The organism is Cupriavidus necator (assembly GCF_013141915.1).
GTDB classification, from domain to species: domain Bacteria; phylum Pseudomonadota; class Gammaproteobacteria; order Burkholderiales; family Burkholderiaceae; genus Cupriavidus; species Cupriavidus necator_B.
This window is the reverse complement of sequence record NZ_SROX01000002.1, coordinates 78,209-102,620: the sequence shown is the minus strand read 5'-3', so window position 1 is coordinate 102,620 and position 24,412 is coordinate 78,209. Positions and strand designations below refer to the sequence as shown.

Sequence of the window (24,412 nt, the reverse complement as noted above, 5' to 3'; positions counted from 1 at the left end):
CGAACCGATATGCGTATCCGAGGCATCGAAGCCCTGGCCGGCGGCCAGGCAGGCAATAGCGGCGAGGCGAGCCCGAGCGCCGGCGTGGCAACGCTGGACCGTCGCAGCTTCCTCAAGCTGACCGGGCTCGCCGGCGGCGGGCTGGCGCTGGGCGTGGCCCCGCTGGCGCAGGCACAGGAGGGCGCCAAGCCCAAGGCGCCGCCGTCGCCGCCGCAGGCGTTCCTGGTCATCGCGCCGGACAACACCGTGACCGTGGCCGTGAACCGGCTCGAATTCGGCCAGGGCGTGCATACCGCGCTGCCGATGGCGCTGGCCGAAGAACTGGATGCCGACTGGCGCAACGTGCGCGCGGCGCTGGCGCCGGCGGGCGACCCGTACAAGGATCCCGGCTTCGGCATGCAGATGACCGGCGGCTCGACCGCGCTGAACCACTCGTTCCAGCAGTACCGCGAACTGGGCGCGCGCGCCCGCGCCATGCTGGTCGCAGCCGCGGCGCAGCAATGGAAGGTCGATCCCGCCAGCTGCAAGGTCGAACAGGGCGTGGTCACGTCCGGCAGCCACCGCGCCACCTTCGGCGAACTGGCACCGGCGGCGATGGAAATGCCGGTGCCGCAGCAGGTTACGCTGAAGGATCCGGCGCAGTTCCGCATTGTCGGCAAGCCCACGCCGCGGCTGGATGCGCGCGGCAAGATGGAGGCGACCACGCCGTTCGGCATCGACACGCAGCTCAAAGGCATGGTGGTGGCCGTGGTGGCGCGTCCGCCGCGCTTTGGCGGCAAGGTGAAAAGCTTCAGCGCCGACAAGGCCCGCGCGGTGCCGGGCGTGCGCGGCGTGCTGCAGGTGCCGGTCGACCGCGGCGGCAGCGGCGTGGCCGTGATTGCCGGCGGCTACTGGCCGGCCAAGATGGGCCGCGATGCGCTCGAGGTCCAGTGGGAGGATGCGGGCTCGAAGGTCTCGTCGCAGGCCCTGTTCGATGAATATGCCAGGCTGGCCGGCCAGCCCGGCACGGTGGCGCGCGCGGGCGAAGGCGATATCAACGCGGCGATCCAGCGTGCCCCGCGCAAGATCGAGGCCGACTTCCGCTTCCCGTACCTGGCGCACGCGCCGATGGAACCGCTCAACTGCACGCTGCTGCCCGAGGTGGCCGGCGGCAAGGTGCAGTCGGTCAAGGTCTGGGTGGGCTCGCAGTTCCAGACCGTCGACCAGGCCGCGGTGGCGCGCACGCTGGGCCTGGCGGCGGACAAGGTGGTGCTCAACACCATGATGGCCGGTGGCGGCTTCGGCCGGCGCGCGGTGCCGACCTCTGACTACATCGTCGAAGCGGCCAACGTGCTCAAAGCCTGGGTCGCCGCGGGCCACACCGAGCCGCTCAAGGTGGTCTGGAGCCGCGAGGACGATATCCGTGGCGGCTACTACCGCCCGCTGCACCTGCACCGCGCCCGCATCGGCCTGGACGCGCAGGGCAAGGTGGTGGGCTGGCAGCACACCATCGTCGGCCAGTCGATCCTGAAGGGCACGCCGTTCGAGCCGTTCATGGTCAAGAACGGCGTCGACGCCACCATGACCGAGGGCATTGTCGAGAACGACTACGACCTGCCGCTGCAGATGTCGGTGCACCACCCGCAGGTGGACGTGCCGGTGCTGTGGTGGCGCTCGGTCGGCAATACGCACACCGCCTTCGTCAAGGAAACGCTGGCCGACGAGATGGCCGCCGCCGCAAAGCAGGATCCGGTGGCATTCCGCCTGGCGCGGCTCGACGAGAAGAAGCACGCGCGCCACCGCGCCGCGCTGCAGCTGGCGGTGGACAAATCGGGCTATGGCAAGCGCAAGCTGCCCAAGGGCCATGCCTGGGGCGTGGCCGTGCACGAGTCGTTCAACACCGTGGTGGCCTATGTGGTCGACGTCTCGGTGGTGAAGGGCGAGCCGCGCGTGCATCGCGTCACCGCCGGCGTGCATGCCAACCGCGTGGTCAACCCGATGTCCGCCGAGGCCCAGATCCAGGGTGCCTGCGTGTTCGGGCTGGCCATGACCAGGCCGGGGTTTGCCATCGAGATCGAGAACGGCGCCGTGAAGAACAGCAACTTCCCGGACTATCCGCCGCCGCGCATCACCGATGCACCGGTGGTGGACGTGTTCTTCGTGCCCTCGCAGGAGAACCCCACCGGCCTGGGCGAGCCGGGCGTGCCGCCGATCGCGCCGGCGGTGGCCAACGCGCTGTTCACGCTGACCGGCAAGCGCCAGCGGCAGTTGCCGTTCGTGATGGCGTAGACGGGCCTGGCAGGATGACCGGCGGCGGCGCGAGCGCTATGGCGTGCCGCCGCTGGCCATGCGCCATGCCTTGCCGAAGCGTTGCAGGTCGGCGGCCGAGGCATCGGTCACGGCCCGGTAGTCCATGCCGCCTGCCTGCCAGTGCGTGATCTGGTAGCCCTGCCGGGTCAGGGTGCTGTGGAAACCCGGGGCCGCCTTGCGCGCGCCCGCGCCGCGCGGCACGAAGACATCGATCGGATGCTGGTTGCGTCGATAGACCAGCACCGCCACGCGCTGCCCGTGGAGGTAGTCGAGCCGTCCGCCCACGAGCGCGAAGCCCTCTGCCGCCATGTCAGGGACCGGGGGCGTGAAATCCAGCCGCCCGTTGAACCACGGTTTGACGGTTTCGGGCGCGATGAGGACTTCTATTTTGTGCAGCTGTCGGACGCACACTGGGGCTTCGAGGGGCCGGCCAATCCGGATGCGCGCGGCACGCTGCCCAAGGCCGTCGCCGCCGTCAATGCGCTACGGCAGCCGCCCGACTTCATCATGTTCACCGGCGATCTCACGCACACCACCGACGATCCGCAGGAGCGGCGGCGCCTGCGCGAGTTCCAGTCCGTCATTGCCGGCCTGGGCGTCAGCACGATCCACCTGATGCCGGGCGAGCACGACGCCAGCCTCGATGCGGGCGCGGCCTACCAGGAGCTGTTCGGGCCGACGCACTACACCTTCGATCACAAAGGCGTGCACTTTGTCGTGCTCGACAACGTGTCCGATCCGGCGGGGGGGGCGGGGATGCGCAGCGCGCGTGGCTGGCGGCGGACCTGGCGCGGCAACCCAAGGGCGCGCGCACCGTGGTGTTCACGCACCGCCCGCTGTTCGACCTGTATCCGCAATGGGACTGGGCCACGCGCGACGGTGCGCAGGTGCTCGACACGCTGTTGCCCTATCCGAACGTAACCGTGTTCTACGGCCACATCCATCAGGAGCATCACCATATGACCGGCCACATTGCGCATCACGCCGCACGCTCGCTGATGTTTCCCCTGCCGCCGCCGGGCTCGCAGCCGCAGCGCCAGCCGGTGCCTTGGGATGCCGCACAGCCCTATCGCGGACTGGGCTGGCGCGAGATCGAAGCGAAACCGGCGTCCGGCGCGTTCGCGCTGGCCGAACAGCCGATCGCGACCTGACCGGAGCCGGCCATGAGAATGTCATCGATGGTCGGGCGGCGCACGGCGCTGGCCTGGATGCTTGGCCTCGGGGCGGCCGTGCTGGCCGGCACCGGCCCGAGCGATGCGGCTGCGCCGCGCGTCATTCGCGTCCACGCGCGCAAGTTCGTCTTTACCCCGAATCACATCCCGCTGCGTGCCGGCGAGTCGGTCGTATTCGAACTGACGGCACAGGACGTGATCATGGGCTTCAGCGTGCCGGACTTCGGCGTGCGTGCCGACGTGCCGCCAGGCGCGACCGTGCGTCTGCCGGCAACGGCGCGCGGCAGCGGCAACTATGGCTTCCTGTGCGACATCTTCTGCGGATCGGCGCACGAGACCATGAACGGCATGATCGAGGTCATGTAGACGCCGCCCGTCGGATCGTCGGATCGCCGGCGAGCCCGCGGGCGTGAGCGCTGGTGTTGTAATCGCGCAGCCCGTGGGCGGCCCTATTGCCTTTGCCCTGCGAGCCGCGTAGAACGTTGGGAAACGGCACCTGGAGAGGGCCGGCAGCCGCTCGTGGTGGGCGGCGCAGCACAACGCCAGAGGATCGAGGTGTGGCCATGGAGACCCAAGAGAGCGCGCTGACGCTTGCCCTGATGACCGAACCCGCGCGGGCCACGATCTGCCGCGCGCTGCTGGAAGCCGGCGAGGACGGGCTGCCCGCCGCTGCTCTGGCGCAACTGGTCGGGCTCAGCCTGCCGCGTGCCGCACACATGTTCCAGGAACTGATGCAGGCTGAAGTGGTGGCACTGTCCATCCGCGAGCGCCAGGTCTGCTATGTGCTCAGGGCCCGGCGCGCGGTGCGCGATGCGCTGGGCTATATCGACAGCAGCGGCCTGGCCGACTGATCCTTGTGCATGGCCGGGCGCAGGTTGGCGCGCCCCGGTTCCACCGCCGTCCCGCCAGCGCGGGCGCCGGCGGCAGGCTACTTCCGGACTTCCTTCAGTGCCCGCTCCCGCGCGGCCTCCCTGTCCTGCATGAGCCGGTAGGCCGCGTAGTACTTGTAGATGTTGCGCACGTAGGTGGTGGTTTCGATGCCGATCTTCTCAGCCACCACGATCTCGACATTGTTGAACCACTTGTCGGGGTCCAGCCCGCGCGCCGCAGCCTCCTTGCGCATCTTGGCGATATTGCCGGGCCCGGCGTTGTAGCTGGCGAAGGCGAACAGCGGCCGGTCGGACTCCGAGAAATGCGCGTCGGGGAAGTACTTCGTCATCAGCCGGTCCATGTACTTGGCGCCGGCGTGGATATTGGATTCGATCATCCGGATATTGCCCACGTTCAGTTCCTTGCCGGTGGCGGGCATGATCTGCATGATGCCGACGGCGCCCACGCGGCTGCGCGCCTGCTGGTTGAGTTGTGACTCCTGGAAGCCCTGTGCGGCGAGCATCAGCGGGTCGAAGCGGTAGTCCTTGCCGTACTTCTCGAAGAAGGCAACGGTCTGCTGGAAGCGCTTGTATTCGGCGTCCCCGGTGTTGTTCTTGATCTGCTTGATCCGGCGCATGGTTTGCTTGAGCAGGTATTCCGCCACGCCGTGCTTCTTGACGTGGTTGACATAGAAGTTGTCGATCACCTGCCGCAACTGCGGGCTGTCCTTGCGGAAGGCCCAGCCGACATAGCCGCCCTCGCGCACCGCCAGGTCCTGGCGCACCTTGATGCCAGGCAGTATCTGCGCCCACATCGCCGCCTTCCAGTCATCGACCACGACGATCGGCAGCAAGCCCGCATTGACCATCTCCAGCACGTCTTCGTCTTCCAGGGCATCCGGCAGCAACACCAGTTGCATCCGCGGCTTGCCGGCACGGTTCAGGCTGTCGTTCAGCGCAGTCAGGCTTTCGTAATAACTGCTTGCGCGGCGCACGTGGACGGTCTTGCCCGCCAGGTCGTCGAGGCTCTTCAGGGCGGGGGATTTCGGGCCGGTCACGATCAGCTCGCGCACCGGCTTGCGGTCGCGCGGGGCTGCAAAGTCCACCAGTTTCAGCCGCGCCTCGGTCTCGGTGAGGTTGCCCGCGGCAATATCGCCCAGCCCCGCCGCCAGGTCCGGCAGGAGGCGGTCGCGCGTGGTGGGGATGATGATCACTGTAAGCGGGCGCTTGCCCAGGCGATCCGCGTAAGTCTTGTTCAGGTACCGCTCGAAGTCCCGCACCAGTTCTGCGGTGAGCCCGCGCTCATGGCCTTTGTCGCTGAAGTAGAGCGTGCGGCTGTACGGTACCAGCACGCGAATGACGCGGCGCTTGAGCATGGCATCGAAGTCGCCGGTACGAGGCTGGTTGGCCAGATCGAGGGCGCGGGCCTTGGGGAATGCCATGCTCTGCGCGCCCGATGCAGCTGCGGCGGAGGCGGGGGGCGAAGCCGGCGGCGGCTTCTGCTGCGCCACGGCAAACGTACTGCCCAGGCTGAGTGCGCCCATCAGGCCGGAGAGCAACAGGCTTGCAAACCAATGATGTGGGCGGACAACGGGCATGGCGCGGATGGCAAGCCGGGCAGACGAACACGCAGCTGGCTCTCATCGAGTCTAGGCGTGATCGGCGCGCTTGCAAGCCACCAGCATGCGGGTGGGGCCGCAGGGATGAACGTGGTGAGTGGGGGGCGGAAAGAACAAGGGCGGCGGACCGCGCCCGCCACCCTCCGAACCTCTGCTGTTATTGCTTCGGTGCAGCCAGTTCCTGTTTGGCCGTTGCATCCGCTGCCTTGTTCTCGACCTTGCGTTCCTTCTTGGCAGCGCCGACTTCATCCTTGTATTCGCCCTTGGCCGCCTTCTTCTTCGCCTTGTACTCGGCTGCCGCCTTCTGGCGTGCCTCGCGGCGCTCGACCAGCGGGTCCTTCGGCGGCTGGATCTGGGTCACGCCGGGCGTGACGCCCTGGCCGCCGGCGGGGCTGGCCGCGGTGGCCGGCATGGCCGGCATGGCGGGCGTGGCGGGCATGCCCTGCGCGGCAGGGGTTGCCGGCGTAGCGGGGGTGGCGGGCGTGGCGGTGGTTTGTGCGATGGCCGCGGCACAGCTGAGGCCTGCCAGGCCTGCGGCAATCACGCTGGCGATTCGGGTATGGCGAGCGGGCTGTTTCGGATCCATGGAATACCTCCAGGTTAGGGTCGGAAGCGCCGGCCACTGGGGCCAGGCGCGACGTATGCCGCACACGCCTGCCGGACAGGCCATGCGGCGACAAGGCCAGTCTAGGCAGCGGGACGGGTTCCCGCTGTCAGGCATGCGCCGATGAGACGCCGGAATTGCTCCTACAAACGTCCCGGGCAAGGCATGCGCGTTTCGAGATTCTTTAACGCGCCGGAAAGAAGATTCACTTCTGCCGTTGCCGCACTTCCGCCACCATGGCTGCGACGCAAGCCTGGACTGGCAGCCGAGGGCAGGCTTGTGATCGTGGCAACGTAGCGTGTGATGGCATAAGAGCGGACGGGGTAGACGATGCGAGCGCAAGGCCACCTGGTGTTCATGCTGCTGGCGGGCCTGGCGGCCGCGCCAACGCCCGCCCGGGCCCAGGCAGAGCCGGCGTTCCGCGTGGTCGGCACCAATGTGCAGAAGCAGTCCAACGCGGTGCTGACGTTGATGTCGTTTGCGGTCGTGCCGGACCTGGCTTCCAGCTCGCTTTCGATCAGCAATGCCAGTACCGACAATCCCGACCTGACCCTGTGGCAGCTTGGCGGCGGCTTCACGCTAAGCCAGTCATTTCCGCTCTATCTGGAGGGTTCGATTGCCTATAACCGCTACGATCCCGCCTTTGTCGCCAGCAATGGGCAGGAATCGCGCCGGCTGCCCGCGAAGTGGAACACCTTTGCGGGCACGGTCGGCATAGGCTGGGACTTTCCCCTCATCCCCAGCAAGGAACTGGTGTTCCGCCCGATCTTCAACGCATCGCTGGGCCGCGTCGCCAGCGACCTGTCCATCGCCCAGTTCGCGGTCGAGCAAAAGACCGACCGCGACATCGCCTTCCTCGACGACGGCGCGATGAATGCCTATGGCCTGGGCGGATCGGTGATGCTGGAATGGGAAAGCCACCGCGACAACCGCGATATCGACGTGGAACTGCGCTATACCAACATTTACCTGCGCAGCTTCGGCGGTTCGTCCGGGGTCGAGGCCTCGTCCGCCGCGCAAACCGCCAGCCTGTATGCGCGCTGGCGGGCCCCGACCGGGATGCGTGCCCTCGACCGGCCGGTGCGCTACGTGCTGGAGCTGTCGCACTCGCATTACTTCGGCAACCAGGCGGGGGCGCTGGGGTTCAACTACCTCACCACGCTAGGCACCGGCCTCGAGCTCGACACCAGTGCCCACGAAGTCTTTGTGACCCGCATCCGCGCGGTGGTGCGCTATGTCTTCGGCAATAACGTCTCCGGCGTGTCGTTTGGCCTCGCCGCAAGTTTTTAGCGCCGCCTCAATGTTTCGCAAACGCCGGCTCGAACCGGGCTTTGCGAGAGAAAGAAAATCTGTCGGTTTCTCCTTCCCGCAGCAGGCCAGGCAAACAGAATAGGGCGGTTAAATTCCCCACGAAAGCCGCTGCATCAGCATGGCCGCGACCGTGCTAACCTTCGCGTACGTCAAGAAAAACTTTCCCCCCATGAAGTCCCCGGTTTATCTCAATGCCCTGCGCGCCTTTGAAGCCAGTGCCCGGCATCAGAGCTTTTCGGCCGCCGCAGCGGAACTGAATGTCACGCCCGCAGCCATTGGCCAGCTTGTGCGCAGCCTGGAAGACTGGCTTGGTACCCCGCTGTTCCATCGGCAGGCAAAGGGCCGCGCACGCCTGGTTCTGACCGAAGTGGCGGAACGCGCGCTGCCCGACATTCGCGCGGGTTTTGACCGGCTTGCCGTCGGCCTGGACCGGCTGAAGGAGGGCTCTGCGAACGGCATCCTGACGGTGACAACCAGTCCGGCTTTCGCCGCCAAATGGCTGCTCCCGCGCATCGAACGCTTTCACGCCCGGTGGCCAGATACCGACGTGCGGCTGGACACCAATCTCAAACCGCTGGATTTCGCCGCCCATGGCATCGATATCGGCGTTCGCTATGGCGCGGGGCAATGGCCGGACGTGACCGCCGAGAAGCTGATGGACGAACAGATCTATCCCGTCTGCTCGCCCGAATATGCCCGCGGCAAACGGATCAGAAAGCCGGCCGATCTCGCCAGCGTCACGCTGATTCATGACCTCTCGGTCCCCAGCCATGCCGGCTTTGCCTCATGGGATGCCTGGCTCAAGGCAGCCGGCATCGAGGGGGTCGGCGCCAAGCGCGGCATGAGGATCAATAATTCGGCGGCGGTCTTGCAGGCGGCGATCGATGGCCATGGCGTGGCGCTGGGCCGCAGCGTCATGGCGAGGGACGATCTGGCGTCAGGCCGGCTGGTTCGGCTTTTCCCGGACATCGAATGCCTTTCCACGCTGGCCTACTACGTCGTATATCGCCCGGAATGCGCAAGCCTGCCGAGACTGGTTGCGTTTCGCGATTGGCTGTTCGATGAAACGGCGACCGCCGCGAAGTGACGGCCCCGGTTTGGCGGCCTGTGACTGGTGATGCGCGCTCCGATCGTACCCGTGGCGGGTCGGGCCAGAGCGCGCTGTGAACTACCTGGGCAGCTGTGCGTGGGCTTCCAGCACGCGCGCCGAGTAGGTCAGTGCAGCACCCGCGTTCAGCGCGACCGCGACGCCCAGGGCTTCCGAGATTTCGCCCAGCGTGGCGCCATGCTCCACGGCCTTTTTGGTGTGCACCGAAATGCAGCCGTCGCACCGGGTGGTCACCGCCACGGCCAGCGCAATCAGCTCATGCATTTTGGGATCGAGATGGCCGGTCTTGACCGCTGCGTTGTCGATCGTCTGCAAGCCGCGCATGACATCGGGGCTCTGTTGGGCGAACTCGCCCACGCGTTCCAGAAGGGCGTCGCGATAGGCATTCCAATCTTGCATCATTGCTGTGGTTCCGGTTGGGTTGGATGGCGGACGCCAGAACGGCGTCCCGCCATGAAGGATCATGCGACCTGGTAGATACGGACGTCTGGCGCGGCGTCGAGCAGCGGCTTGAGGCTGGCGACCACATCGGCGGTAAACAGCTCGCTGCGCAGATAGGCTTCGGCGCTTTCCCTGGAGTCAAAGCCGTGCAGCACTTGCAGGTCTGCTTCGCGCACCAGCAGTTCCTTGGACCGGGCGCCGGCGACGGTGGCGAGGAACGGGGCCTTGTACTTCTGGTAGATGCCAGCCGCAGCGCCGCGGTTGGCTTCGGCGATCTTGAGAGTGATCTGCAGATAGGTCAATTTTGTTTCTCCTTGCCAGGTAAAGGGGTCTCGCGGGGGCGATGCAGGGCAGGCTCGTGGCACTGCCCCGCGCGCATCAGTTCCGGCCAGCCATCACGCCGCCGTCCACATCCCAGATGGCGCCGGTGACCCAGCTCGCCTTGTCCGAGAGCAGGAACACGATGGCCTCGGCCACATCGCGAGGCGTGCCTACGCGGCCGATCGGATGGAAGCTGTTGAAACCCTGCAGCGCGCTGTGTACCTCCGCCTTGGGGATAAAGCCTTCGTAGATAGGGGTCTGGACCACCGCGGGCGAGACCGCATTGACGCGGATACGCATGGGCGCAAGTTCCATCGCCAGGTGTTGGGTCAGCGAATGCAGGCCGGCCTTGGCCATCGAGTACGCGGATGACGGCGTCGCGGCGATGGCCTGTTTCGCCCACATCGAGCCGATGTTGACGATCGCGCCGGGGCGCTCGGCGGCAACGAGGTTCGCGGCCACTTTCTGCGTCACGAAGAAGAACGCCTTGTTCAGCTTCATGTACTGGTCGTAATCCGCATCCTCATGCTCGAGGAAGGGCTTGGGAAAGAACACGCCCGCGGCGTTGACCAGCAGGTCGATGTCCGCATGGTCTTCGTCGATGGCCTTGCGCAGTGCCGCCAGCCCGGCGTCGTCCGACAGGTCGGCGGTCAACGCCCACACGTTGCCGAGTGCCGCCAGTTCCTTGCGGGCGTCTTCTGTTTTCTCCGGACGGTTGCCGACGATCACCGCACTACCGCCCTGGGCTAGCACCATGCGCGCCGTTTCCAGGCCCATGCCGCTGGTGCCGCCTACAACCAGAAGCTTCCTACCTGCAAATTCGTTGCTCATCTCGCATTACTCCGTTCAAAGTCTGTAAGGACGCTTGTCACCGGAAGGAAATCTTCACGGTTTAGATGCCGGGTTGGCACTGGTTCTAGCGTCAGCAGAACACTGTATGTCGGGAATTTTTGGCGATTTCTTGCGAGCGGGCAAACCAGATATTGTGTCCGTGCGAGATAGTTTTTCTTTTCGTGGAGCGAGCCGCGGCTGATGGGGCTGCGACAGCAGAGTGGCGGCTTCACTTTGGCTTTACCGCAGGGGGGTGTGGCGGTACGTGCTCAGGCAACACCGATGGCAAGACCACCAAGTGCTGCCATGTCTCCGTGAATCCTGCGCCACGGCCAGCGGTCCGCCTCTCCTACGGGAAAACCCGCATTCGGCACCTGTCTTGAAATGCCACTACCCCGTCCCTATAATTAGCACTCGTCAGGGGTGAGTGCTAACAGCCTCTGCGACACCTGAACATTTCTGACGGCCGTCGCCTCGGTAGCCGGCCGATTTGTGATCAAAAACTCACTTTGTATCTAGGAGTCCGTATGAATCTGCGTCCTCTGCACGACCGCGTGATCGTGAAGCGTCTGGACAACGAAACCAAGACCGCGTCCGGTATCGTGATTCCCGACAACGCTGCCGAGAAGCCCGATCAAGGCGAAGTGCTGGCGATTGGCCCCGGCAAGAAGGATGACAAGGGCAACAACATCGCCCTGGACGTCAAGGTCGGCGATCGCGTGCTGTTCGGCAAGTATGCCGGCCAGGGCGTGAAGGTGGATGGCCAGGAACTGCTGGTCATGCGCGAAGAAGACATCATGGCCGTGGTCAACAAGTAATCCGTTACTTGTAGCCCCACCCGTACAGATTTCAGGAGATTCAGAACATGGCAGCAAAAGACGTAGTGTTCGGCGACGCCGCACGTGCCAAGATGGTCGAAGGCGTGAACATCCTCGCCAACGCAGTCAAGGTGACCCTGGGCCCGAAGGGCCGCAACGTGGTGCTGGAGCGCAGCTTCGGCGGCCCGACCGTGACCAAGGACGGCGTGTCCGTGGCCAAGGAAATCGAGCTGAAGGACAAGCTGCAGAACATGGGCGCCCAGATGGTCAAGGAAGTGGCTTCCAAGACCAGCGACAACGCCGGTGACGGTACCACCACTGCAACCGTGCTGGCCCAGTCGATCGTGCGCGAAGGCATGAAGTTCGTCGCCGCCGGCATGAACCCGATGGACCTGAAGCGCGGCATCGACAAGGCTGTCACCGCCGCCGTGGAAGAGCTGAAGAAGGTCAGCAAGCCCACCACCACCAGCAAGGAAATCGCCCAGGTTGGCGCGATCTCGGCCAACAGCGACGCCTCGATCGGCGAGCGCATCGCCGAAGCCATGGACAAGGTCGGCAAGGAAGGCGTGATCACCGTCGAAGACGGCAAGTCGCTGGCCGACGAGCTGGAAGTCGTGGAAGGCATGCAGTTCGACCGCGGCTACCTGTCGCCGTACTTCATCAACAACCCGGAAAAGCAGGTGGTCCAGCTGGACAGCCCGTTCGTGCTGCTGTTCGACAAGAAGATCAGCAACATCCGCGACCTGCTGCCGGTGCTGGAGCAAGTGGCCAAGGCCGGCCGCCCGCTGCTGATCATCGCTGAAGACGTCGAGGGCGAAGCCCTGGCGACCCTGGTGGTCAACAACATCCGTGGCATCCTGAAGACCGCCGCCGTCAAGGCTCCGGGCTTCGGCGACCGCCGCAAGGCCATGCTGGAAGACATCGCCATCCTGACCGGCGGCACCGTCATCGCCGAAGAAATCGGCCTGACGCTGGAAAAGGCCGGCCTGAACGACCTGGGCCAGGCCAAGCGCATCGAGATCGGCAAGGAAAACACCATCATCATCGACGGCGCCGGCGACGCATCGGCGATCGAAGGCCGCGTGAAGCAAATCCGCGCCCAGATCGAAGAAGCGACCTCGGACTACGACCGTGAAAAGCTGCAAGAACGCGTGGCCAAGCTGGCCGGCGGTGTTGCCGTGATCAAGGTTGGCGCTGCCACCGAAGTCGAAATGAAGGAAAAGAAGGCCCGCGTGGAAGACGCCCTGCACGCCACCCGCGCTGCGGTGGAAGAAGGCATCGTCCCCGGCGGTGGTGTGGCCCTGCTGCGCGCCCGCGCTGCGATCTCGGCCCTGCAAGGCGACAACGCCGACCAGAACGCCGGTATCAAGATCGTGCTGCGCGCCATGGAAGAGCCGCTGCGCCAGATCGTGCTGAACGCCGGTGAAGAAGCGTCGGTCGTCGTTGCCAAGGTCATCGAAGGCAAGGGCAACTACGGCTACAACGCCGCTTCGGGCGAGTACGGCGACCTGGTCGAAATGGGCGTGCTGGACCCGACCAAGGTCACCCGCACCGCACTGCAGAACGCCGCTTCGGTGGCTTCGCTGATGCTGACCACGGACTGCGCCGTTGCCGAATCGCCGAAGGAAGAATCGGCACCGGCAATGCCGGGCGGCATGGGCGGCATGGGCGGCATGGAAGGCATGATGTAATCCATCCCCGGCCGACTGCCCGCAAGGGCAGGCTGCAATGAAAACCCCCGCGGGCGCGAGTCCGCGGGGGTTTTTGTTTGGATTGTCGACGCGGTCGTCGGTGGGCCGGGCCGGGTCAGATCTCGACCACGCGGCACCAGTCGAACGCCTTGTTCTCCAGCTCGCCGGTGCGGCGGCTGACATAGCCGCGCGGGTTGCAGACCACGCGCGTGTTATCGACGCAGTAGTCGAAGCTGGTGTGGGTATGGCCATGGATCCACAGGTCCGCCCGTGCCACCAGGTCGGGCCGGCGCGACAGGAAGCCGCCGGAGACGAGGTCGTGCGAAAAGCGCGGGTCCAGGCTGCCGAGGTCCGGGCCGTGATGCGTGACCACCACCGTCTTGCCGGCGTAAGGCAACGCCAGCTGAGCCGACAGCCAGTCGGACGCGGCCCGGTGGCGCGCGAGGGCGTCCTGCGGCGTGAACTGGCGCATCCGGCCGTCGTCGCCGCGGACCTCGATTAACCGGTGGTCGAACATCGCTTTCGCGCAGGCCTGCATCGCCTCGTCGCGCCGATCCAAGCCGAACAGGGTGTAATCGGTCCACCAGGTTGTGCCGATGACCCGCACGCCGTCGAATTCGGCCACGCCGCCATTGAGCAGCCGCACCTGCGGATGCGCTGCGGCGGCCTCGGCCATTTTCTGGTCTACGACATCGAAACTGCTCTCGTAGTACTCGTGGTTGCCCGGCACATAGACCACCGGCTGGCTGAACGTGCTGACGGCCCAGTCGATGCCGTCGCGGCCATTGGCGATGTCGCCGGCCAGTATCACGACGTCGGCCTCGCACGCGGGCACGGAGTCGGGGAGATTGTGTTCGATGTGGAGGTCGCTCAGGATGCGTAGCTTCATCGGGACTCCAGGCGAGTAGGGCGCGCGGCGGGGGATTGCCTGCATTTTTCAGAACCCGGCCGGCCCGGTCAAGTCCTGCGCCTGGCCCGGAAAGCAAAAAAGCCCGGAACCTCGGTTCCGGGCAAGTGACTGTCTTGCCGGCGTTGCACCGGGAGACAGCCGGGGGAAACGTTCGCGGTTTCCCGGTCGTATTACCCGCCCTGTCCCCCCATGGTCGGCAACAGGACGCGATAGATCTGGATGAAAGCCGGGCCCAGCAGTACCAGCAGCAACGACGGGAAGATGGTGAAGATCAGCGGGAACAGCAGCTTCAGCGCAATCTTGGCGGCCTGCTCCTCGGCGCGCATGCGGCGCTTGGTGCGCAGCATGTCGGACAGCACCCGCAGCGACTCGCCCAGGCTGGTGCCGAAGCGGTCGGCCTGGATCAGCATCGACGCAAACTTGTCCACGTCTTCCACGCCGGTGCGCAGCGACAGGTTCGACAGCGCCTTTTCCTTCGAGAAGCCGGAGCGCAGTTCCAGCAGCATCAGTTGCAGCTCATCGGCCAGCACCGGGCAGCGCAGCGCCAGTTCGTCGGCCACGCGCATCAGCGCCGCGTCCAGGCCCAGGCCGGCTTCGACGCAGACGGTCAGCAGGTCGATCACGTCGGGGAATTCTTCGAACACGGTGCGCTGGCGTTGCGAGACCTTGCGCGACAGTACGAAGTTGGGAAGGTAGTAGCCGATGGCGCCCAGCACTGCCAGCAGCGCGAACATCATGTTGCGCTCCTGCAGGGCGGGCTGGCCACTCAGCGCCAGCAGCCCGATCATCGGCAGCGCCACCGCCAGCACAGTCTTGGCGGCAAAGTACAGCGGTGCGGCCTGCGCGCTGCGCCAGCCGGCGTTCATGAAGCGCACGCGCAGCTGCGAACTCTCCCATCCCTGCTTGGGCAATGACAGCCGCGAAACCGGCTTGGACCACAGCACCAGCTTGTCGAGCCATGCATGCTGCCTGCCCGCATCGGTTACCAGCCCACCCTGCCCGGCGAGCTGTTCCATGCGCCCGCGCATGCGGTTGGGCGAGAACACATGCAGCACGCCGAACACCATGCCGAACGCGGCGACGAAGATCAGGCCCAATATGATCAGCTGGTCGGCCTGCAACCCCTGGATAATGCCTTGCATGATGGACTCCCGTCAGGATGGCTGTCCTTGCCTGTTATGTTTCTGTACGGCCCTTGCTTGCCTTGTGCGGTGCTCAGACCCGGATGCGGATGATCTTGCGCATCCACAGCACGCCCATGAACATGGACACCAGCGCACCGCTTACCATTTTCAAGCCCATCGGGTCCTCCCACAGGACCCTCATGAAATCGGGATTGACCACCAGAATCAGGCCGGCGGTGCAGAACGGCAGCAACCCCAGGATCCAGGCAGACAGTCGACCTTCAGCGGACAGCACGCGGATCTTGTCGAACAGCTTGAGGCGGTCCCGTACCAGATTGCCGATGGTGTCGAGGATTTCGGCCAGATTGCCGCCGCTCTCGCGCTGGATCAGCACCGCGATGACGAAATAGCGCAGGTCGTTGATCGGCACGCGGATGGCCAGATTGGTCATGGCTTCATCCAGCGCCACGCCATAGTTGATCTCTTCGAAGGTGGTGCGGAACTCCGGTCCGATCGGCGCCTTCATTTCTTCTCCCACCATGCCCAGCGCGCCGCTGAAGGCATGGCCGGCACGCAGCGCGCGGCTGATCATGTCGACCGCGTCCGGCAGCTGCGTTTCCATCTGCTTGAGCCGCTTGTGCCGCAGCCGGATCACGTGCAGCACCGGCAACACGCCCGCCAGCGAGGCGCCGGCCAGCATGATGGGTAGCGGCACCGGCAGCAGGGGCACCAGTGCCACCGTGCAGAGCACCACCAGCCCGCAGTAGCCGAACAGCTGCGCCACCGACCACGTGCTGCCGGATTGCTCCAGCCAGCGATCGAGCATGCCGATGCGCGGCACGCTCATCAGCAGCTTTTGCATGCGCGGCGAATCGCTGAGCATGCGCTTCTTCAGGATAGACAGGCGTTCGGCGTTGACGTGCCCGCCCGCCGAGAGCGCGCGCAGCCGCGCCTCGATGCGCCTGGCCGCGGGGCCGTGCACGTTGTTCCACCACAGGTAGATGCCCTCGACGCAAAGCACCACGGCAACGAACAGCAGGATGCCGAAGGCGTAGAAGATCGTGCTCATGTGTATCTCCCCCGGGTTGCTTGACCGGATCTCGGGCCAGGCGGGTCAGACTTCGAAGCGCTTGGCCGGGTCATAGGTTTCATCGGGCAGCCCCACCCCGAACACGCGCAAGCGCTCGGCAAACTTGGGATAGACGCCGGTGGCGCGGAACTGGCCGCGTACGGTGCCGTCCTTGTCCACGCCGGTGCGCTGGAAGGTGAAGATCTCCTGCATGTTGATGATGTCGCCCTCCATGCCGGTGATTTCCGAGATGCTGACGATCTTGCGGCGCCCGTCGGTCAGGCGTGCCGCCTGCACGATCACGGTGATGGCCGAGGCGATCTGCTGGCGCATGGCCTTGGCGGGCATGGTCAGCCCGGCCATGCTGACCATGTTCTCCAGCCGCGTCAGCGCGTCGCGCGGCGTGTTGGCGTGGATGGTGGTGAGCGAGCCTTCGTGGCCGGTGTTCATTGCGTTGAGCATGTCGAGCGCCTCGCCGCCGCGCACCTCGCCGAGGATGATGCGGTCGGGGCGCATCCGCAGCGCATTGCGCACCAGCGCGCGCTGATTGATCTCGCCCTTGCCTTCGATATTCGGTGGGCGCGTCTCGAGTCGCAGCACGTGGGGCTGGCGCATCTGCAATTCCGCCGCATCCTCGATCGTGATCACGCGCTCATCCTCGGGAATGAAGCCCGACAGGATGTTCAGCAGAGTGGTCTTGCCGCTGCCGGTGCCGCCCGATACCAGCACGTTGACCTTGGCCGTCGACAGCGCCTGCAGTAGCTGCGCCATCGGCGGCGTCAGGCTGCGCAGGTTGACCAGGTCGGTGACCTGCAGCGGATTGACGGCGAAGCGGCGGATCGACAGCAGCGGCCCGTCGATGGCCGAGGGCGGGATGATGGCGTTCACGCGCGAGCCGTCCGGCAGGCGCGCGTCCACCATCGGGCTGGTTTCGTCGATGCGGCGGCCCATGCGGGACACGATCTTCTCGATCACCTTCATCAGGTGCGCATCGTCGTAGAACACCACCTCGGTGAGCTCGAGCTTGCCGCGGCGCTCGACATAGGTCTGGCGTGAGGTGTTGACCAGGATGTCCGACACCGTGGGGTCCTTCAGCAGCGGCTCCAGGGGGCCGAAGCCGAACATCTCGTCATAGATCTCGACGGTGAGCTGGCGGCGCTCGTTGTCGTTGAGCAGCACCTTCTGCTCATCGACAATCAGGTTGACCAGCGCGGCGATCTCCTGCCTTACCTGTTCCTGCGGAAAGCGCGCCAGGCGCTCCAGCTCGACCCGGTCGAGCACGGTCTCGTGCACATCGCGCTTGAGTGCGTGGTAGCCGGGCGAAGTCGACGCCGTGGCCTGCCCGCCGAACTGAATCGATGCGGTGCCGTTGGCATGGAAGGCTGGAGCGGCGCTGGCCAGTTGTTCGCGGATGGACATGATGGTTTCCCCTTGTAGGTGTTATGCCGGTTTGCCGTACGGGCGCGATGCAGAGGTGGCGTTCAGGTGCTCTTGGCGCGCAGCATCAGCCGTCGCAGCGGCGACACTGGCTCGGCCCGCGCACGCCGCTCTTCATCGGGGTTCGCCGCCAGTTGCGTGGCCATCGCGTGCAGCGCGCGGGCAATGGCGCTGCGTCGGCTCACCCTGGCCACCGGCTCGCCATGGCTGACGGATTCCTCGACCACCGAGGGGTCGTCTGGCAGCGCGAATGCCACCTTCATGCCGAAGATCTCTTCCATCGATGCGCGCGGCACTTCGTTCTTGCGCCCGGTACGGTTCAGTACCAGCCGGATCTTGTCGGCCGGATAGCGCAGGGCACGCAGGATCTCGATCAGGCGGCGCCCCGGCGGGCCGTAGGCGATGGCGGGTTCGGCCACCACGCAGATGCGGTCGCTGTGGTCCAGCATGCCGAGCGACACGGGATCGATGCTTTGTCCGATATCGAAGAGGACGAAGTCGTACGCGGGCTGCATCACTGACAGGATCCACTCGAGCTTGTCTTTCTGTACCTGGCTCGCCTGGACCGGATCGGTAGCGCCGGCGAGCACGTCGAAGCCGGTGTCCACATGCACCAGGCAAGCGTCGAGGAAGGCAGCGTCGGCGCGCTCGATCTGGCTGCAGATCTCGGGCAGCGTCGAAGGCGGGGTCTTGTCGCTGACCAGGTGGGTCAGGTCGCCGAAATGCCGGTTCAGATCCACCACCAGCACGCGCTTGCCCAGATGGCGCGCCAGCGCATCGCCCAGGTTGGCGGCGACAAAGCTGGTGCCTGCGCCGCCTTTGCACGAAATCACCGAGATCACCTGCGCAGCGTCCTGCTCGCGTGGCACGTGCGTGGCCTCCACGCGCTTGAGTGCATCGGCGAACTGGATCTTGTCGAGCGGCCAGGAGAGCACGTCGCGGATGCCGGCGCGCATCGCCTTGATCAACACCTCGGAGTCGGGCGCCTGCGTGACCAGAATGCAGGGCAGGTCGGGGTGCTGCTGGCGCACCGTCTCGATGGCTAGCATCTGTCCCGGGCCGATGGCGTGCACTTCCACGATCAGCAGGTCCGCCATGCGCAGGCGACTGGCGTGGAAAGGAAAGCGAGCCAGGTTTTCCTGGAGCGACATGGCCTGGAAGTTGCCGACCGCGGCGCTGAGCCGGGTGATTTCCGCCAGCCTTTCGGGGTCTTCGGATGCGATCAGGATCTTCAGCATGATGTCCTCGCGATGCTCTGGTCGATGCTTGGGTGTGATGTCAGGGTTCGGCTGTCGGGGCCGCTCAGCCGCAGACGGTGCCGCCGGTAGCCGTACGCAGGCTCTCGCGCGTCATGGTGGTGGTGAACGGCGGCATGCCGAGACTGAGCGGCACCAGCGGGATCACCGTGTTGACCGTAACGCCAGTCACGCTGACCGTAACGCTTTGGCAGGTTGCGCGCGCGGTGGCCGCGTCCGAGTCGCAGCCTGCGGGGCTATAGACGAGGCTGATGTTCGAGTTCTGCAGCAACGGCAGCAGGTTACGCATGCGGGTCTTGATGACGGCGTCGCCGGCGTCGCACACCACCGCCATGCGCGCGCCCAGCCGTGTCACCTCGGCAGCCGTATTCCAGTAGAACAGCACGCGCGAAAATTCGGCGATGCCTAGCAGCAACGTGAAGAACACCGCCGCGATCAGCCCGAACTCGACGATGGTGGCGCCATGCTGGCGGGAGCCGGTCCCGGTGGGACGGCAAGACAGAGCGCGGGATTTCATAGCACTTGCCTCATGACGGTGGTGATGTCGCTGAAGGTCAGGCCGGACACATTAATGAACGACTGCAGCGGCGAGTAGGCAAAACCGGTAATGCGGACCGCCACCAGGTTCACGGTACCGGCCGGCGTGCCGGCCCCGCCGGGGTTATCGTAGGTATTGACGTTGCTGAATGACTGGCCGGGGCACCCGCTCGAATCGACCCGATCGCAGATCACCACCATGCCGGTGGTCAGCCCCGGCGCGAGCGTGTCGCCGCTGCAGGCGCTGTTGCCGTACACCGCCAGACACTTGGCCGCGGCGGCCGGATAACTGACGTCGTCCGGTGAAAACTGGGACAGATAGCGCGTCGCGGTGCGGGTCGCCTTGGTCAGCGTGTCGTACTGGTAGATCGCGCGACCGAATTCCGCCACGCCGCATGCCATCAGCACCATCGGCGCCAGCAGGATGCCAAACTCCACCGCGGCCACGCCGCGCTGGCGCCTTGGTGAGGGCTTGCGCGTTGGCTTGCGCAGCATCAAGAGCCGTGTCATCGCCGTCTCCTATTGCACCAGCACCGGAACCAGCGGGCCGGCCCCGCCGCCCGCGCCGGGCATACCCTGCGTCGCGCACGGACTGCCCGCCATGGTCGAGTCGCCGCGGTACTCCAGCCGCACGGTGTCGTTGCGGCCGCCCTTTTGCATCGGCTCGACCATCAGCAGGCAGGCCCAGGCGGTGACCGCGACCTTGTGCGTGCCGGCTGTGGCGAGCGTGGAGCAATCGACGATCGGCGCCAGCACCAGCCGGCGGTCAGCGCCGGCCTCGTGCGTGGTCCTGGCGGAGGGGTTGCCTTGCGTGTCGAGTCCCGTGGTTGCGTCGCCCTGGTACGAGCGGTAGGCGCTGCGCGCGGCGAGGAAGTTCGGCTGCGCATTGCCCAGGCTGTCGCTCGAACTGCCGTTGTAGGCGTTGAATTTGGCGGTCCAGGTGGCGTCCGTATAGGCAAAGCCGGTGAAATCGGCGACTCCCACCGTCTTGCCGGCCCTGACGATGCCGAAGCGGCTGTTCCATTCGTCGGCAATGGAAGCCTTGTCGCCGGTGGTGCCGATCTCGGTGCCCGTGGCCGGCAGGTTGCACTGGCCCGCGCCCTTGAGCTGGCTGGCCAGGTCCTTGGCGCTGCTGCCGCCGGTCAGGTCGGCCCAGCCGAAGTTGCCGCCACCATAGGCCACACTATCCTTGTCCGCGGTGCCTGATTTGGTGATCAGCCACTGGCCGATGGTATAGCCGCCTGGCACCGGCGGCGAGGCGGTGTCGGGCCGGCACACGAAGACCGGAATCGCACAGGCGGTTTGCGCGGAGGTGGTGGTCGCCACGGCGAAAGCCGCCACCGTGCTGGGTCCGATATCCACGCCGGGCAGGGCATTGAGCACCTGCGCGAACCAATGGGCAATGCCCACGCGCGCGACGTCGCAGCGCACGTACTTGATGGTATTGAGCGGATAGGTAACCGAATCCTTGTTGAGGAAGGGATTGTCGAGCGAATCGGTGTAAGTCACGCTCTGGCTGGCCACGAGCTGCACCTGCTCGCGCTGGAACAAAGCCTGGTTGCGGGAGCCGGCGGTGATGCCGGCCGCCTCGGACACCGCCAGCGGCGTGGCGCCGGTGAGATCGCGCGCCGCAGCCAGCGCGCAGGAATCGGCGCTGTTCTGCAGCTCGCTCTTGGCCACGTAGAGCTTGCCCAGATCGAGCGCCAGGCCGACCAGGCCGACCAGCACCACGATCGCAATCCCCATGATGATGGCGACGGCGCCGCGCTGCCGTGCGTGGCGGTGCGCCAGCGCGGTGCCGTGAAACCTGGGTCTGGTCATGATGGCGCTCCCGGATTGGTTGTGATCAGCGCGAGCCGCCGCCCATGCCTACGCCGCCATAGCCGCTGGCACCGAAGTCGATGGTCATGGCGGGCGAGCCGCCCTGTTGCGGCTTCGACAGCGACCGGTCGAAATTCCGCATCGCCGCTACCGCGGTCTTGCCGTCGGTGCCGGTGACGGTGGGCAGGCCCGCCGGTGCGTCGGGGTTGATGATCTGCATTTGCGTGACCGTGGCCAGGGCCACGCCGCGCTGGCGATCCCACACGGGGGTCGAGGTCATGCAGGCGGACAGCGTCAGGCAGGCCAGGGTGCCGAGCACCGCGGCGGCGGCGCCGCGTGGGAGTTGAAGGTTCTTGCTCATGATCGTTTCTCCTGTGGCGCGGTTCAGTTGCCGCCCGAGGCGTTGCGCCCGGCGGTGCTCGCGGTAGTGGCGGCCCGTGCCTGCGCCAGGCGCGCGGCGGTGGCTTCGATGCGCGCGATGCGCCCGGCGGTGTCATCGGCCGGCGGCGCGGCCGCGGCCGCCGGCGCTGGCGCCGGTGCTGCCTTGGCCGGCGTTGGCGCGGCGGCGATGGCCAAGGGAGCTGCCGCGGGCGCGGCCGGCTCATTCAGCGGGCGGCCGTTCGGTACCGGGCCCATCGAAACCGACGTCGGCGCGGCTTCGCTGCGCGGTGCCGCCGGTGCGGTGGCGGGCGCTGCGGCGGGCGCGGCCGGCTGCGACGGTGCGGGCGCGGGTGCCGGCATCGGCTTGCCGTTGCCTTCCATATTGCCCATGAAGTACAGCGACAGCGGGTTGGGCGTGGAGAAGCTGTCGGTTGGCAGCGGGTAGTTGTTGGTCTGCATCGGCTTGACCAGGCGCGGCGTGATGATGAACACCAGTTCGGTCAGGTCCTGCTGGTACTGCGTGCTGCGGAACAGCGTTCCCAGCACGGGAACTTCGCCCGCGCCCGGCAGCGCCTTCAGTGAGCCGCGTGCGCTGTCCGTCAGCAGGCCGCCAATGGCAAAGCTCTCGCCGTCGCGCATCTGCACGGTGGTGGAAGCGCGGCGGGTGGTGATCACCGGCAGTACCGTCTGGCCCGTCAGGCTGCTGCCGCGCACCGTGGCGCCGGTGGGGGACAGTTCGGAGACCTCCGGCGCTACCTTCAGGTGGATGCGGCCGTTGGCCAGCACTGTGGGCGTGAACTTCAGCCCCACGCCGAATTCCTCTTCCTGCAGCGTGACCGTGCCGGCACCGTTCAGCACATTGGCCTGCGCCACCGGGATGTAGATCTTGCCGCCGGCGAGGAAGCTGGCTTCCTGGCCGCTGATGGTGACGAGGTTGGGCTCGGCCAGGATCTTGACCAGGCTGTCGTTCTTCTGCGCGTCGAGGGCCACGTCGAACGGCCGGTTATTGGCCTTGCTGGCGAAGATCGCGGTGGAGGCGCCGGTCAGCAGCGACGTCACCAGACCGCCGCTCCAGGAGCCGAAGCCGCCTTGCAGGTTCACGGTCGAACCGAGCTGGTTCAGCAGCGTCTTGGAGACCTCGGCCACCTTGACCTCCAGCATCACCTGCTGCGGTGTATCGACCGACATCATGTTGATCACGCCGCCCTTCTTGTTGCCGTCGCCTTGCGCGGCGTTGACGTAGGCCTGGGCGATGTCCATGGCCATCTGCGCGGACTGCGCGTTGGTAACGCTGCCGGTCAGCACCAGGTTGTCGGCGGCGGTCATCACCCGGATGCCGGGCTCGCCGGGCAGGAGCTGCCCAAGCGAGGTCTGCAGGCCGCCGGCATCGGCATTGACGACCACGTTGATGATGCTGCAAGAGCCGCTGCGACCCTGCACGATCATGTTGGTGGTGCCGACACTGCGGCCCAGCACATAAAGCGTCTGCGGTGACACCATGGTGGCCTGCACCACGTTGGGATTGCCCAGGGTCCGGTTGCGTACTGCCTCCGGTAGCGGAATCAGCTGCGACTTGCCGACCGGCACGATCACGTTGGACTCATGGCGGATCGCGCCGGTGCAGTTGGGGCCGCGCGCCTCGGCGGCCGGCACCGGTGCCGGCGCCGTGTTCTGCGCGACCGTCGGCGGCGCTCCGGGCGTCATGCTGATGGTCATCTGCATCGGCCCCGCCGGCGCCTTGGCGGCGGCTGGCGTGGTGGCCTTGGTCAGGTTGCCCGCCTCCATGGCGGCCTGCGCGGCCGCGGCGAACGGCGTGCAGAGGATGGCGGCCAGCACCAGGATGCGGGTGCCGCCGGCGGCGTTGGTTGGGCTGTGTTTCATTTTGGATCTCCCCCCGGAGCGTGATGCCTGTCTGGTTTGACGAGAATGGGCCGTATCTTTGGCGCGCTGGCTCAGAAGCACTCGACGCCGCCCTGCATGCCGGCCAGCACGCCGATGCAGTTGCCCGAGCGTGCCGGCTGGGCTACCACCGTGCGGGTCTTGACCACGGTGCGCGTGGCGGTCTGGGTGACTACCCTGACCGGCGCCGCTTCCGGTGCCTTGCCCAGCAACGTGCCCTTGGTGGCGCCGCCGGTGTTGATGTCGGCCACGTCCATCTGGTTGCGCAGCACCAGCGACAACGTGCCGACGCTGCGCGCCACGTCCAGCTTCTCGGCCTGCTCCGGCGTAACCTCCAGCGTCACGGCATTGACCACCTTGGGCTGGGTGTCGTCGCGGCTGACCTGCTGCGCCACCGCGAGCACCAGGATCTTCTCCAGCACGATCTTCGAGATGCTGCCGGCCTGCGTGCTCCTGGCTTCCTCGTTGGTGTTGACGATCACGTCGACGTAGTTGCCCGGCAGCGCGAAGCCGGCCACGCCCACGACATCGTTCACGCGCACGGTGATCGCGCGCTTGCCGTCATTGATCACGGCGGACAGGCCGCCCTTGGTGCCGATCGGCGCCAGCTTGGCATCGAGGATGGGCTCGCCACGCTGCAGGCTGGTGCGTACCACGCGGCCTTCCAGTGTTTTCAGGTCGTCAAAGGCGCCGGGCGGCACGCTTCCCGACGGCCAGCTGACGAGCCGCAACTGGCTGCCGTTGAGCGGTTGTCCCAGGTTCAGGTCAACGGTGGCCACGACCACCTGCTTGACCGCGCTCGAAGACTGCTGCACCAGCCAGCGTGAGGCCGACACCACCGCCGCGACGCCGGCGACGAGGGCGATCAGCAGCATCAGGATTGCGCGTGTGTTTTTCATGATGA

At 66.3% G+C, this 24,412-nt stretch carries 24 protein-coding genes and 1 pseudogene; 8 read left to right on the top strand and 17 right to left on the bottom strand.

Features of this window, described 5'->3' with window-relative positions:
* Window positions 1-9: 9 nt before the first annotated feature.
* Window positions 10-2,268 carry a xanthine dehydrogenase family protein molybdopterin-binding subunit gene (locus tag E5S69_RS05440; protein ID WP_171514008.1) on the top strand — a complete coding sequence of 753 codons (2,259 nt, stop codon included), beginning with the start codon at window positions 10-12 and terminating at the stop codon, window positions 2,266-2,268.
* 36 nt (window positions 2,269-2,304) lie between these two features.
* Here E5S69_RS05440 and E5S69_RS05435 read toward each other — a convergent pair whose 3' ends face one another.
* A complete protein-coding gene (locus E5S69_RS05435) occupies window positions 2,305-2,598 on the bottom strand; it encodes an anti-sigma factor family protein (protein WP_423766618.1) in 294 nt (97 codons plus the stop codon).
* Between the two features lie 21 nt (window positions 2,599-2,619).
* Between E5S69_RS05435 and E5S69_RS05430 the strand changes: the two are divergent.
* From E5S69_RS05430 to E5S69_RS05420, 3 genes and pseudogenes are all read left to right on the top strand, one after another.
* Window positions 2,620-3,440, top strand: a pseudogene (locus E5S69_RS05430) (metallophosphoesterase family protein).
* Between the two features lie 12 nt (window positions 3,441-3,452).
* Window positions 3,453-3,827 (top strand): cupredoxin domain-containing protein, encoded by a 375-nt coding sequence (locus E5S69_RS05425; protein ID WP_171514007.1) that lies wholly within the window; start codon window positions 3,453-3,455, stop codon window positions 3,825-3,827.
* Window positions 3,828-4,024: 197 nt separating this feature from the next.
* Window positions 4,025-4,312 carry an ArsR family transcriptional regulator gene (locus tag E5S69_RS05420; RefSeq protein ID WP_171514006.1) on the top strand — a complete coding sequence of 96 codons (288 nt, stop codon included), beginning with the start codon at window positions 4,025-4,027 and terminating at the stop codon, window positions 4,310-4,312.
* Between the two features lie 77 nt (window positions 4,313-4,389).
* On the opposite strand, the gene E5S69_RS05415 is transcribed toward E5S69_RS05420, so the two are convergent.
* Both E5S69_RS05415 and E5S69_RS05410 read right to left on the bottom strand, forming a co-directional pair.
* Window positions 4,390-5,928, bottom strand: coding sequence for a transglycosylase SLT domain-containing protein (locus tag E5S69_RS05415; RefSeq protein ID WP_171514005.1), 1,539 nt, complete (start codon window positions 5,926-5,928; stop codon window positions 4,390-4,392).
* A gap of 178 nt (window positions 5,929-6,106) precedes the next feature.
* Window positions 6,107-6,535: a hypothetical protein gene (locus E5S69_RS05410; RefSeq protein ID WP_171514004.1), complete on the bottom strand. Its 429-nt coding sequence runs from the start codon at window positions 6,533-6,535 to the stop codon at window positions 6,107-6,109.
* A 348-nt stretch (window positions 6,536-6,883) separates the two neighbouring features.
* On the opposite strand from E5S69_RS05410, the gene E5S69_RS05405 reads away from it, so the two are divergent.
* The gene (locus E5S69_RS05405; protein WP_236901233.1) at window positions 6,884-7,843 is read left to right on the top strand and encodes a hypothetical protein; all 960 of its coding nucleotides are present in this window, start codon (window positions 6,884-6,886) and stop codon (window positions 7,841-7,843) included.
* A 190-nt stretch (window positions 7,844-8,033) separates the two neighbouring features.
* Window positions 8,034-8,951, top strand: a complete 918-nt coding sequence (gene gcvA / locus E5S69_RS05400; RefSeq protein ID WP_171514440.1) for a transcriptional regulator GcvA — start codon at window positions 8,034-8,036, stop codon at window positions 8,949-8,951.
* Between the two features lie 81 nt (window positions 8,952-9,032).
* Here gcvA and E5S69_RS05395 read toward each other — a convergent pair whose 3' ends face one another.
* From E5S69_RS05395 to E5S69_RS05385, 3 genes are all read right to left on the bottom strand, one after another.
* Complete coding sequence (locus E5S69_RS05395; RefSeq protein ID WP_171514003.1) at window positions 9,033-9,374, bottom strand: carboxymuconolactone decarboxylase family protein; 342 nt, start codon at window positions 9,372-9,374, stop codon at window positions 9,033-9,035.
* 59 nt (window positions 9,375-9,433) lie between these two features.
* Window positions 9,434-9,715: a hypothetical protein gene (locus E5S69_RS05390; RefSeq protein ID WP_171514002.1), complete on the bottom strand. Its 282-nt coding sequence runs from the start codon at window positions 9,713-9,715 to the stop codon at window positions 9,434-9,436.
* Window positions 9,716-9,791: 76 nt separating this feature from the next.
* Complete coding sequence (locus E5S69_RS05385) at window positions 9,792-10,565, bottom strand: SDR family NAD(P)-dependent oxidoreductase (protein ID WP_171514001.1); 774 nt, start codon at window positions 10,563-10,565, stop codon at window positions 9,792-9,794.
* Window positions 10,566-11,092: 527 nt separating this feature from the next.
* On the opposite strand from E5S69_RS05385, the gene groES reads away from it, so the two are divergent.
* On the top strand, window positions 11,093-11,383 hold the full coding sequence (gene groES, locus E5S69_RS05380) for a co-chaperone GroES (RefSeq protein ID WP_008644494.1): 291 nt from the start codon (window positions 11,093-11,095) through the stop codon (window positions 11,381-11,383).
* Window positions 11,384-11,430: 47 nt separating this feature from the next.
* On the top strand, window positions 11,431-13,074 hold the full coding sequence (gene groL / locus E5S69_RS05375) for a chaperonin GroEL (RefSeq protein ID WP_171514000.1): 1,644 nt from the start codon (window positions 11,431-11,433) through the stop codon (window positions 13,072-13,074).
* Window positions 13,075-13,189: 115 nt separating this feature from the next.
* Here the strand turns inward: groL and E5S69_RS05370 are convergent, their stop codons facing one another.
* The 11 genes from E5S69_RS05370 to cpaB all read right to left on the bottom strand — a co-directional run bounded on the left by E5S69_RS05370 (window position 13,190) and on the right by cpaB (window position 24,407).
* On the bottom strand, window positions 13,190-13,963 hold the full coding sequence (locus tag E5S69_RS05370; RefSeq protein WP_171513999.1) for a metallophosphoesterase: 774 nt from the start codon (window positions 13,961-13,963) through the stop codon (window positions 13,190-13,192).
* A 191-nt stretch (window positions 13,964-14,154) separates the two neighbouring features.
* A complete protein-coding gene (locus E5S69_RS05365; protein WP_171513998.1) occupies window positions 14,155-15,126 on the bottom strand; it encodes a type II secretion system F family protein in 972 nt (323 codons plus the stop codon).
* A 73-nt stretch (window positions 15,127-15,199) separates the two neighbouring features.
* Entirely contained in the window at window positions 15,200-16,177 is a 978-nt protein-coding gene (locus tag E5S69_RS05360; RefSeq protein ID WP_171513997.1) for a type II secretion system F family protein, read from the bottom strand.
* 45 nt (window positions 16,178-16,222) lie between these two features.
* Complete coding sequence (locus E5S69_RS05355; protein ID WP_171513996.1) at window positions 16,223-17,596, bottom strand: CpaF family protein; 1,374 nt, start codon at window positions 17,594-17,596, stop codon at window positions 16,223-16,225.
* A 62-nt stretch (window positions 17,597-17,658) separates the two neighbouring features.
* A complete protein-coding gene (locus tag E5S69_RS05350) occupies window positions 17,659-18,852 on the bottom strand; it encodes an AAA family ATPase (protein ID WP_171513995.1) in 1,194 nt (397 codons plus the stop codon).
* Between the two features lie 64 nt (window positions 18,853-18,916).
* Window positions 18,917-19,387, bottom strand: a complete 471-nt coding sequence (locus tag E5S69_RS05345; RefSeq protein ID WP_236901232.1) for a TadE/TadG family type IV pilus assembly protein — start codon at window positions 19,385-19,387, stop codon at window positions 18,917-18,919.
* Complete coding sequence (locus tag E5S69_RS05340) at window positions 19,384-19,917, bottom strand: TadE/TadG family type IV pilus assembly protein (RefSeq protein ID WP_236901231.1); 534 nt, start codon at window positions 19,915-19,917, stop codon at window positions 19,384-19,386. The genes E5S69_RS05345 and E5S69_RS05340 overlap by 4 nt, the downstream gene beginning before the upstream one ends.
* 9 nt (window positions 19,918-19,926) lie before the next feature.
* Window positions 19,927-21,228 carry a TadE/TadG family type IV pilus assembly protein gene (locus E5S69_RS05335; RefSeq protein ID WP_171513994.1) on the bottom strand — a complete coding sequence of 434 codons (1,302 nt, stop codon included), beginning with the start codon at window positions 21,226-21,228 and terminating at the stop codon, window positions 19,927-19,929.
* 25 nt (window positions 21,229-21,253) lie between these two features.
* On the bottom strand, window positions 21,254-21,589 hold the full coding sequence (locus E5S69_RS05330; protein WP_171513993.1) for a hypothetical protein: 336 nt from the start codon (window positions 21,587-21,589) through the stop codon (window positions 21,254-21,256).
* A 23-nt stretch (window positions 21,590-21,612) separates the two neighbouring features.
* A complete protein-coding gene (locus tag E5S69_RS05325; RefSeq protein ID WP_171513992.1) occupies window positions 21,613-23,490 on the bottom strand; it encodes a type II and III secretion system protein family protein in 1,878 nt (625 codons plus the stop codon).
* A 71-nt stretch (window positions 23,491-23,561) separates the two neighbouring features.
* Window positions 23,562-24,407 (bottom strand): Flp pilus assembly protein CpaB, encoded by an 846-nt coding sequence (gene cpaB / locus E5S69_RS05320; RefSeq protein ID WP_171513991.1) that lies wholly within the window; start codon window positions 24,405-24,407, stop codon window positions 23,562-23,564.
* Between the last annotated feature and the right edge of the window lie 5 nt (window positions 24,408-24,412).

Coding starts and splice junctions, on each gene's coding strand:
- E5S69_RS05425 (WP_171514007.1), top strand. CDS start 3,453: ATGAGAATGTCATCGATGGTCGGGCGGCGCACGGCGCTGGCCTGGATG.
- E5S69_RS05365 (WP_171513998.1), bottom strand. CDS start 15,126: ATGCAAGGCATTATCCAGGGGTTGCAGGCCGACCAGCTGATCATATTG.
- E5S69_RS05370 (WP_171513999.1), bottom strand. CDS start 13,963: ATGAAGCTACGCATCCTGAGCGACCTCCACATCGAACACAATCTCCCC.
- E5S69_RS05435 (WP_423766618.1), bottom strand. CDS start 2,598: ATGGCGGCAGAGGGCTTCGCGCTCGTGGGCGGACGGCTCGACTACCTC.
- E5S69_RS05420 (WP_171514006.1), top strand. CDS start 4,025: ATGGAGACCCAAGAGAGCGCGCTGACGCTTGCCCTGATGACCGAACCC.
- E5S69_RS05415 (WP_171514005.1), bottom strand. CDS start 5,928: ATGCCCGTTGTCCGCCCACATCATTGGTTTGCAAGCCTGTTGCTCTCC.
- groL (WP_171514000.1), top strand. CDS start 11,431: ATGGCAGCAAAAGACGTAGTGTTCGGCGACGCCGCACGTGCCAAGATG.
- E5S69_RS05440 (WP_171514008.1), top strand. CDS start 10: ATGCGTATCCGAGGCATCGAAGCCCTGGCCGGCGGCCAGGCAGGCAAT.
- E5S69_RS05325 (WP_171513992.1), bottom strand. CDS start 23,490: ATGAAACACAGCCCAACCAACGCCGCCGGCGGCACCCGCATCCTGGTG.
- E5S69_RS05335 (WP_171513994.1), bottom strand. CDS start 21,228: ATGACCAGACCCAGGTTTCACGGCACCGCGCTGGCGCACCGCCACGCA.
- E5S69_RS05340 (WP_236901231.1), bottom strand. CDS start 19,917: ATGACACGGCTCTTGATGCTGCGCAAGCCAACGCGCAAGCCCTCACCA.
- groES (WP_008644494.1), top strand. CDS start 11,093: ATGAATCTGCGTCCTCTGCACGACCGCGTGATCGTGAAGCGTCTGGAC.
- E5S69_RS05360 (WP_171513997.1), bottom strand. CDS start 16,177: ATGAGCACGATCTTCTACGCCTTCGGCATCCTGCTGTTCGTTGCCGTG.
- E5S69_RS05355 (WP_171513996.1), bottom strand. CDS start 17,596: ATGTCCATCCGCGAACAACTGGCCAGCGCCGCTCCAGCCTTCCATGCC.
- E5S69_RS05350 (WP_171513995.1), bottom strand. CDS start 18,852: ATGCTGAAGATCCTGATCGCATCCGAAGACCCCGAAAGGCTGGCGGAA.
- E5S69_RS05385 (WP_171514001.1), bottom strand. CDS start 10,565: ATGAGCAACGAATTTGCAGGTAGGAAGCTTCTGGTTGTAGGCGGCACC.
- E5S69_RS05410 (WP_171514004.1), bottom strand. CDS start 6,535: ATGGATCCGAAACAGCCCGCTCGCCATACCCGAATCGCCAGCGTGATT.
- gcvA (WP_171514440.1), top strand. CDS start 8,034: ATGAAGTCCCCGGTTTATCTCAATGCCCTGCGCGCCTTTGAAGCCAGT.
- E5S69_RS05395 (WP_171514003.1), bottom strand. CDS start 9,374: ATGATGCAAGATTGGAATGCCTATCGCGACGCCCTTCTGGAACGCGTG.
- E5S69_RS05345 (WP_236901232.1), bottom strand. CDS start 19,387: ATGAAATCCCGCGCTCTGTCTTGCCGTCCCACCGGGACCGGCTCCCGC.
- cpaB (WP_171513991.1), bottom strand. CDS start 24,407: ATGAAAAACACACGCGCAATCCTGATGCTGCTGATCGCCCTCGTCGCC.
- E5S69_RS05330 (WP_171513993.1), bottom strand. CDS start 21,589: ATGAGCAAGAACCTTCAACTCCCACGCGGCGCCGCCGCCGCGGTGCTC.
- E5S69_RS05405 (WP_236901233.1), top strand. CDS start 6,884: ATGCGAGCGCAAGGCCACCTGGTGTTCATGCTGCTGGCGGGCCTGGCG.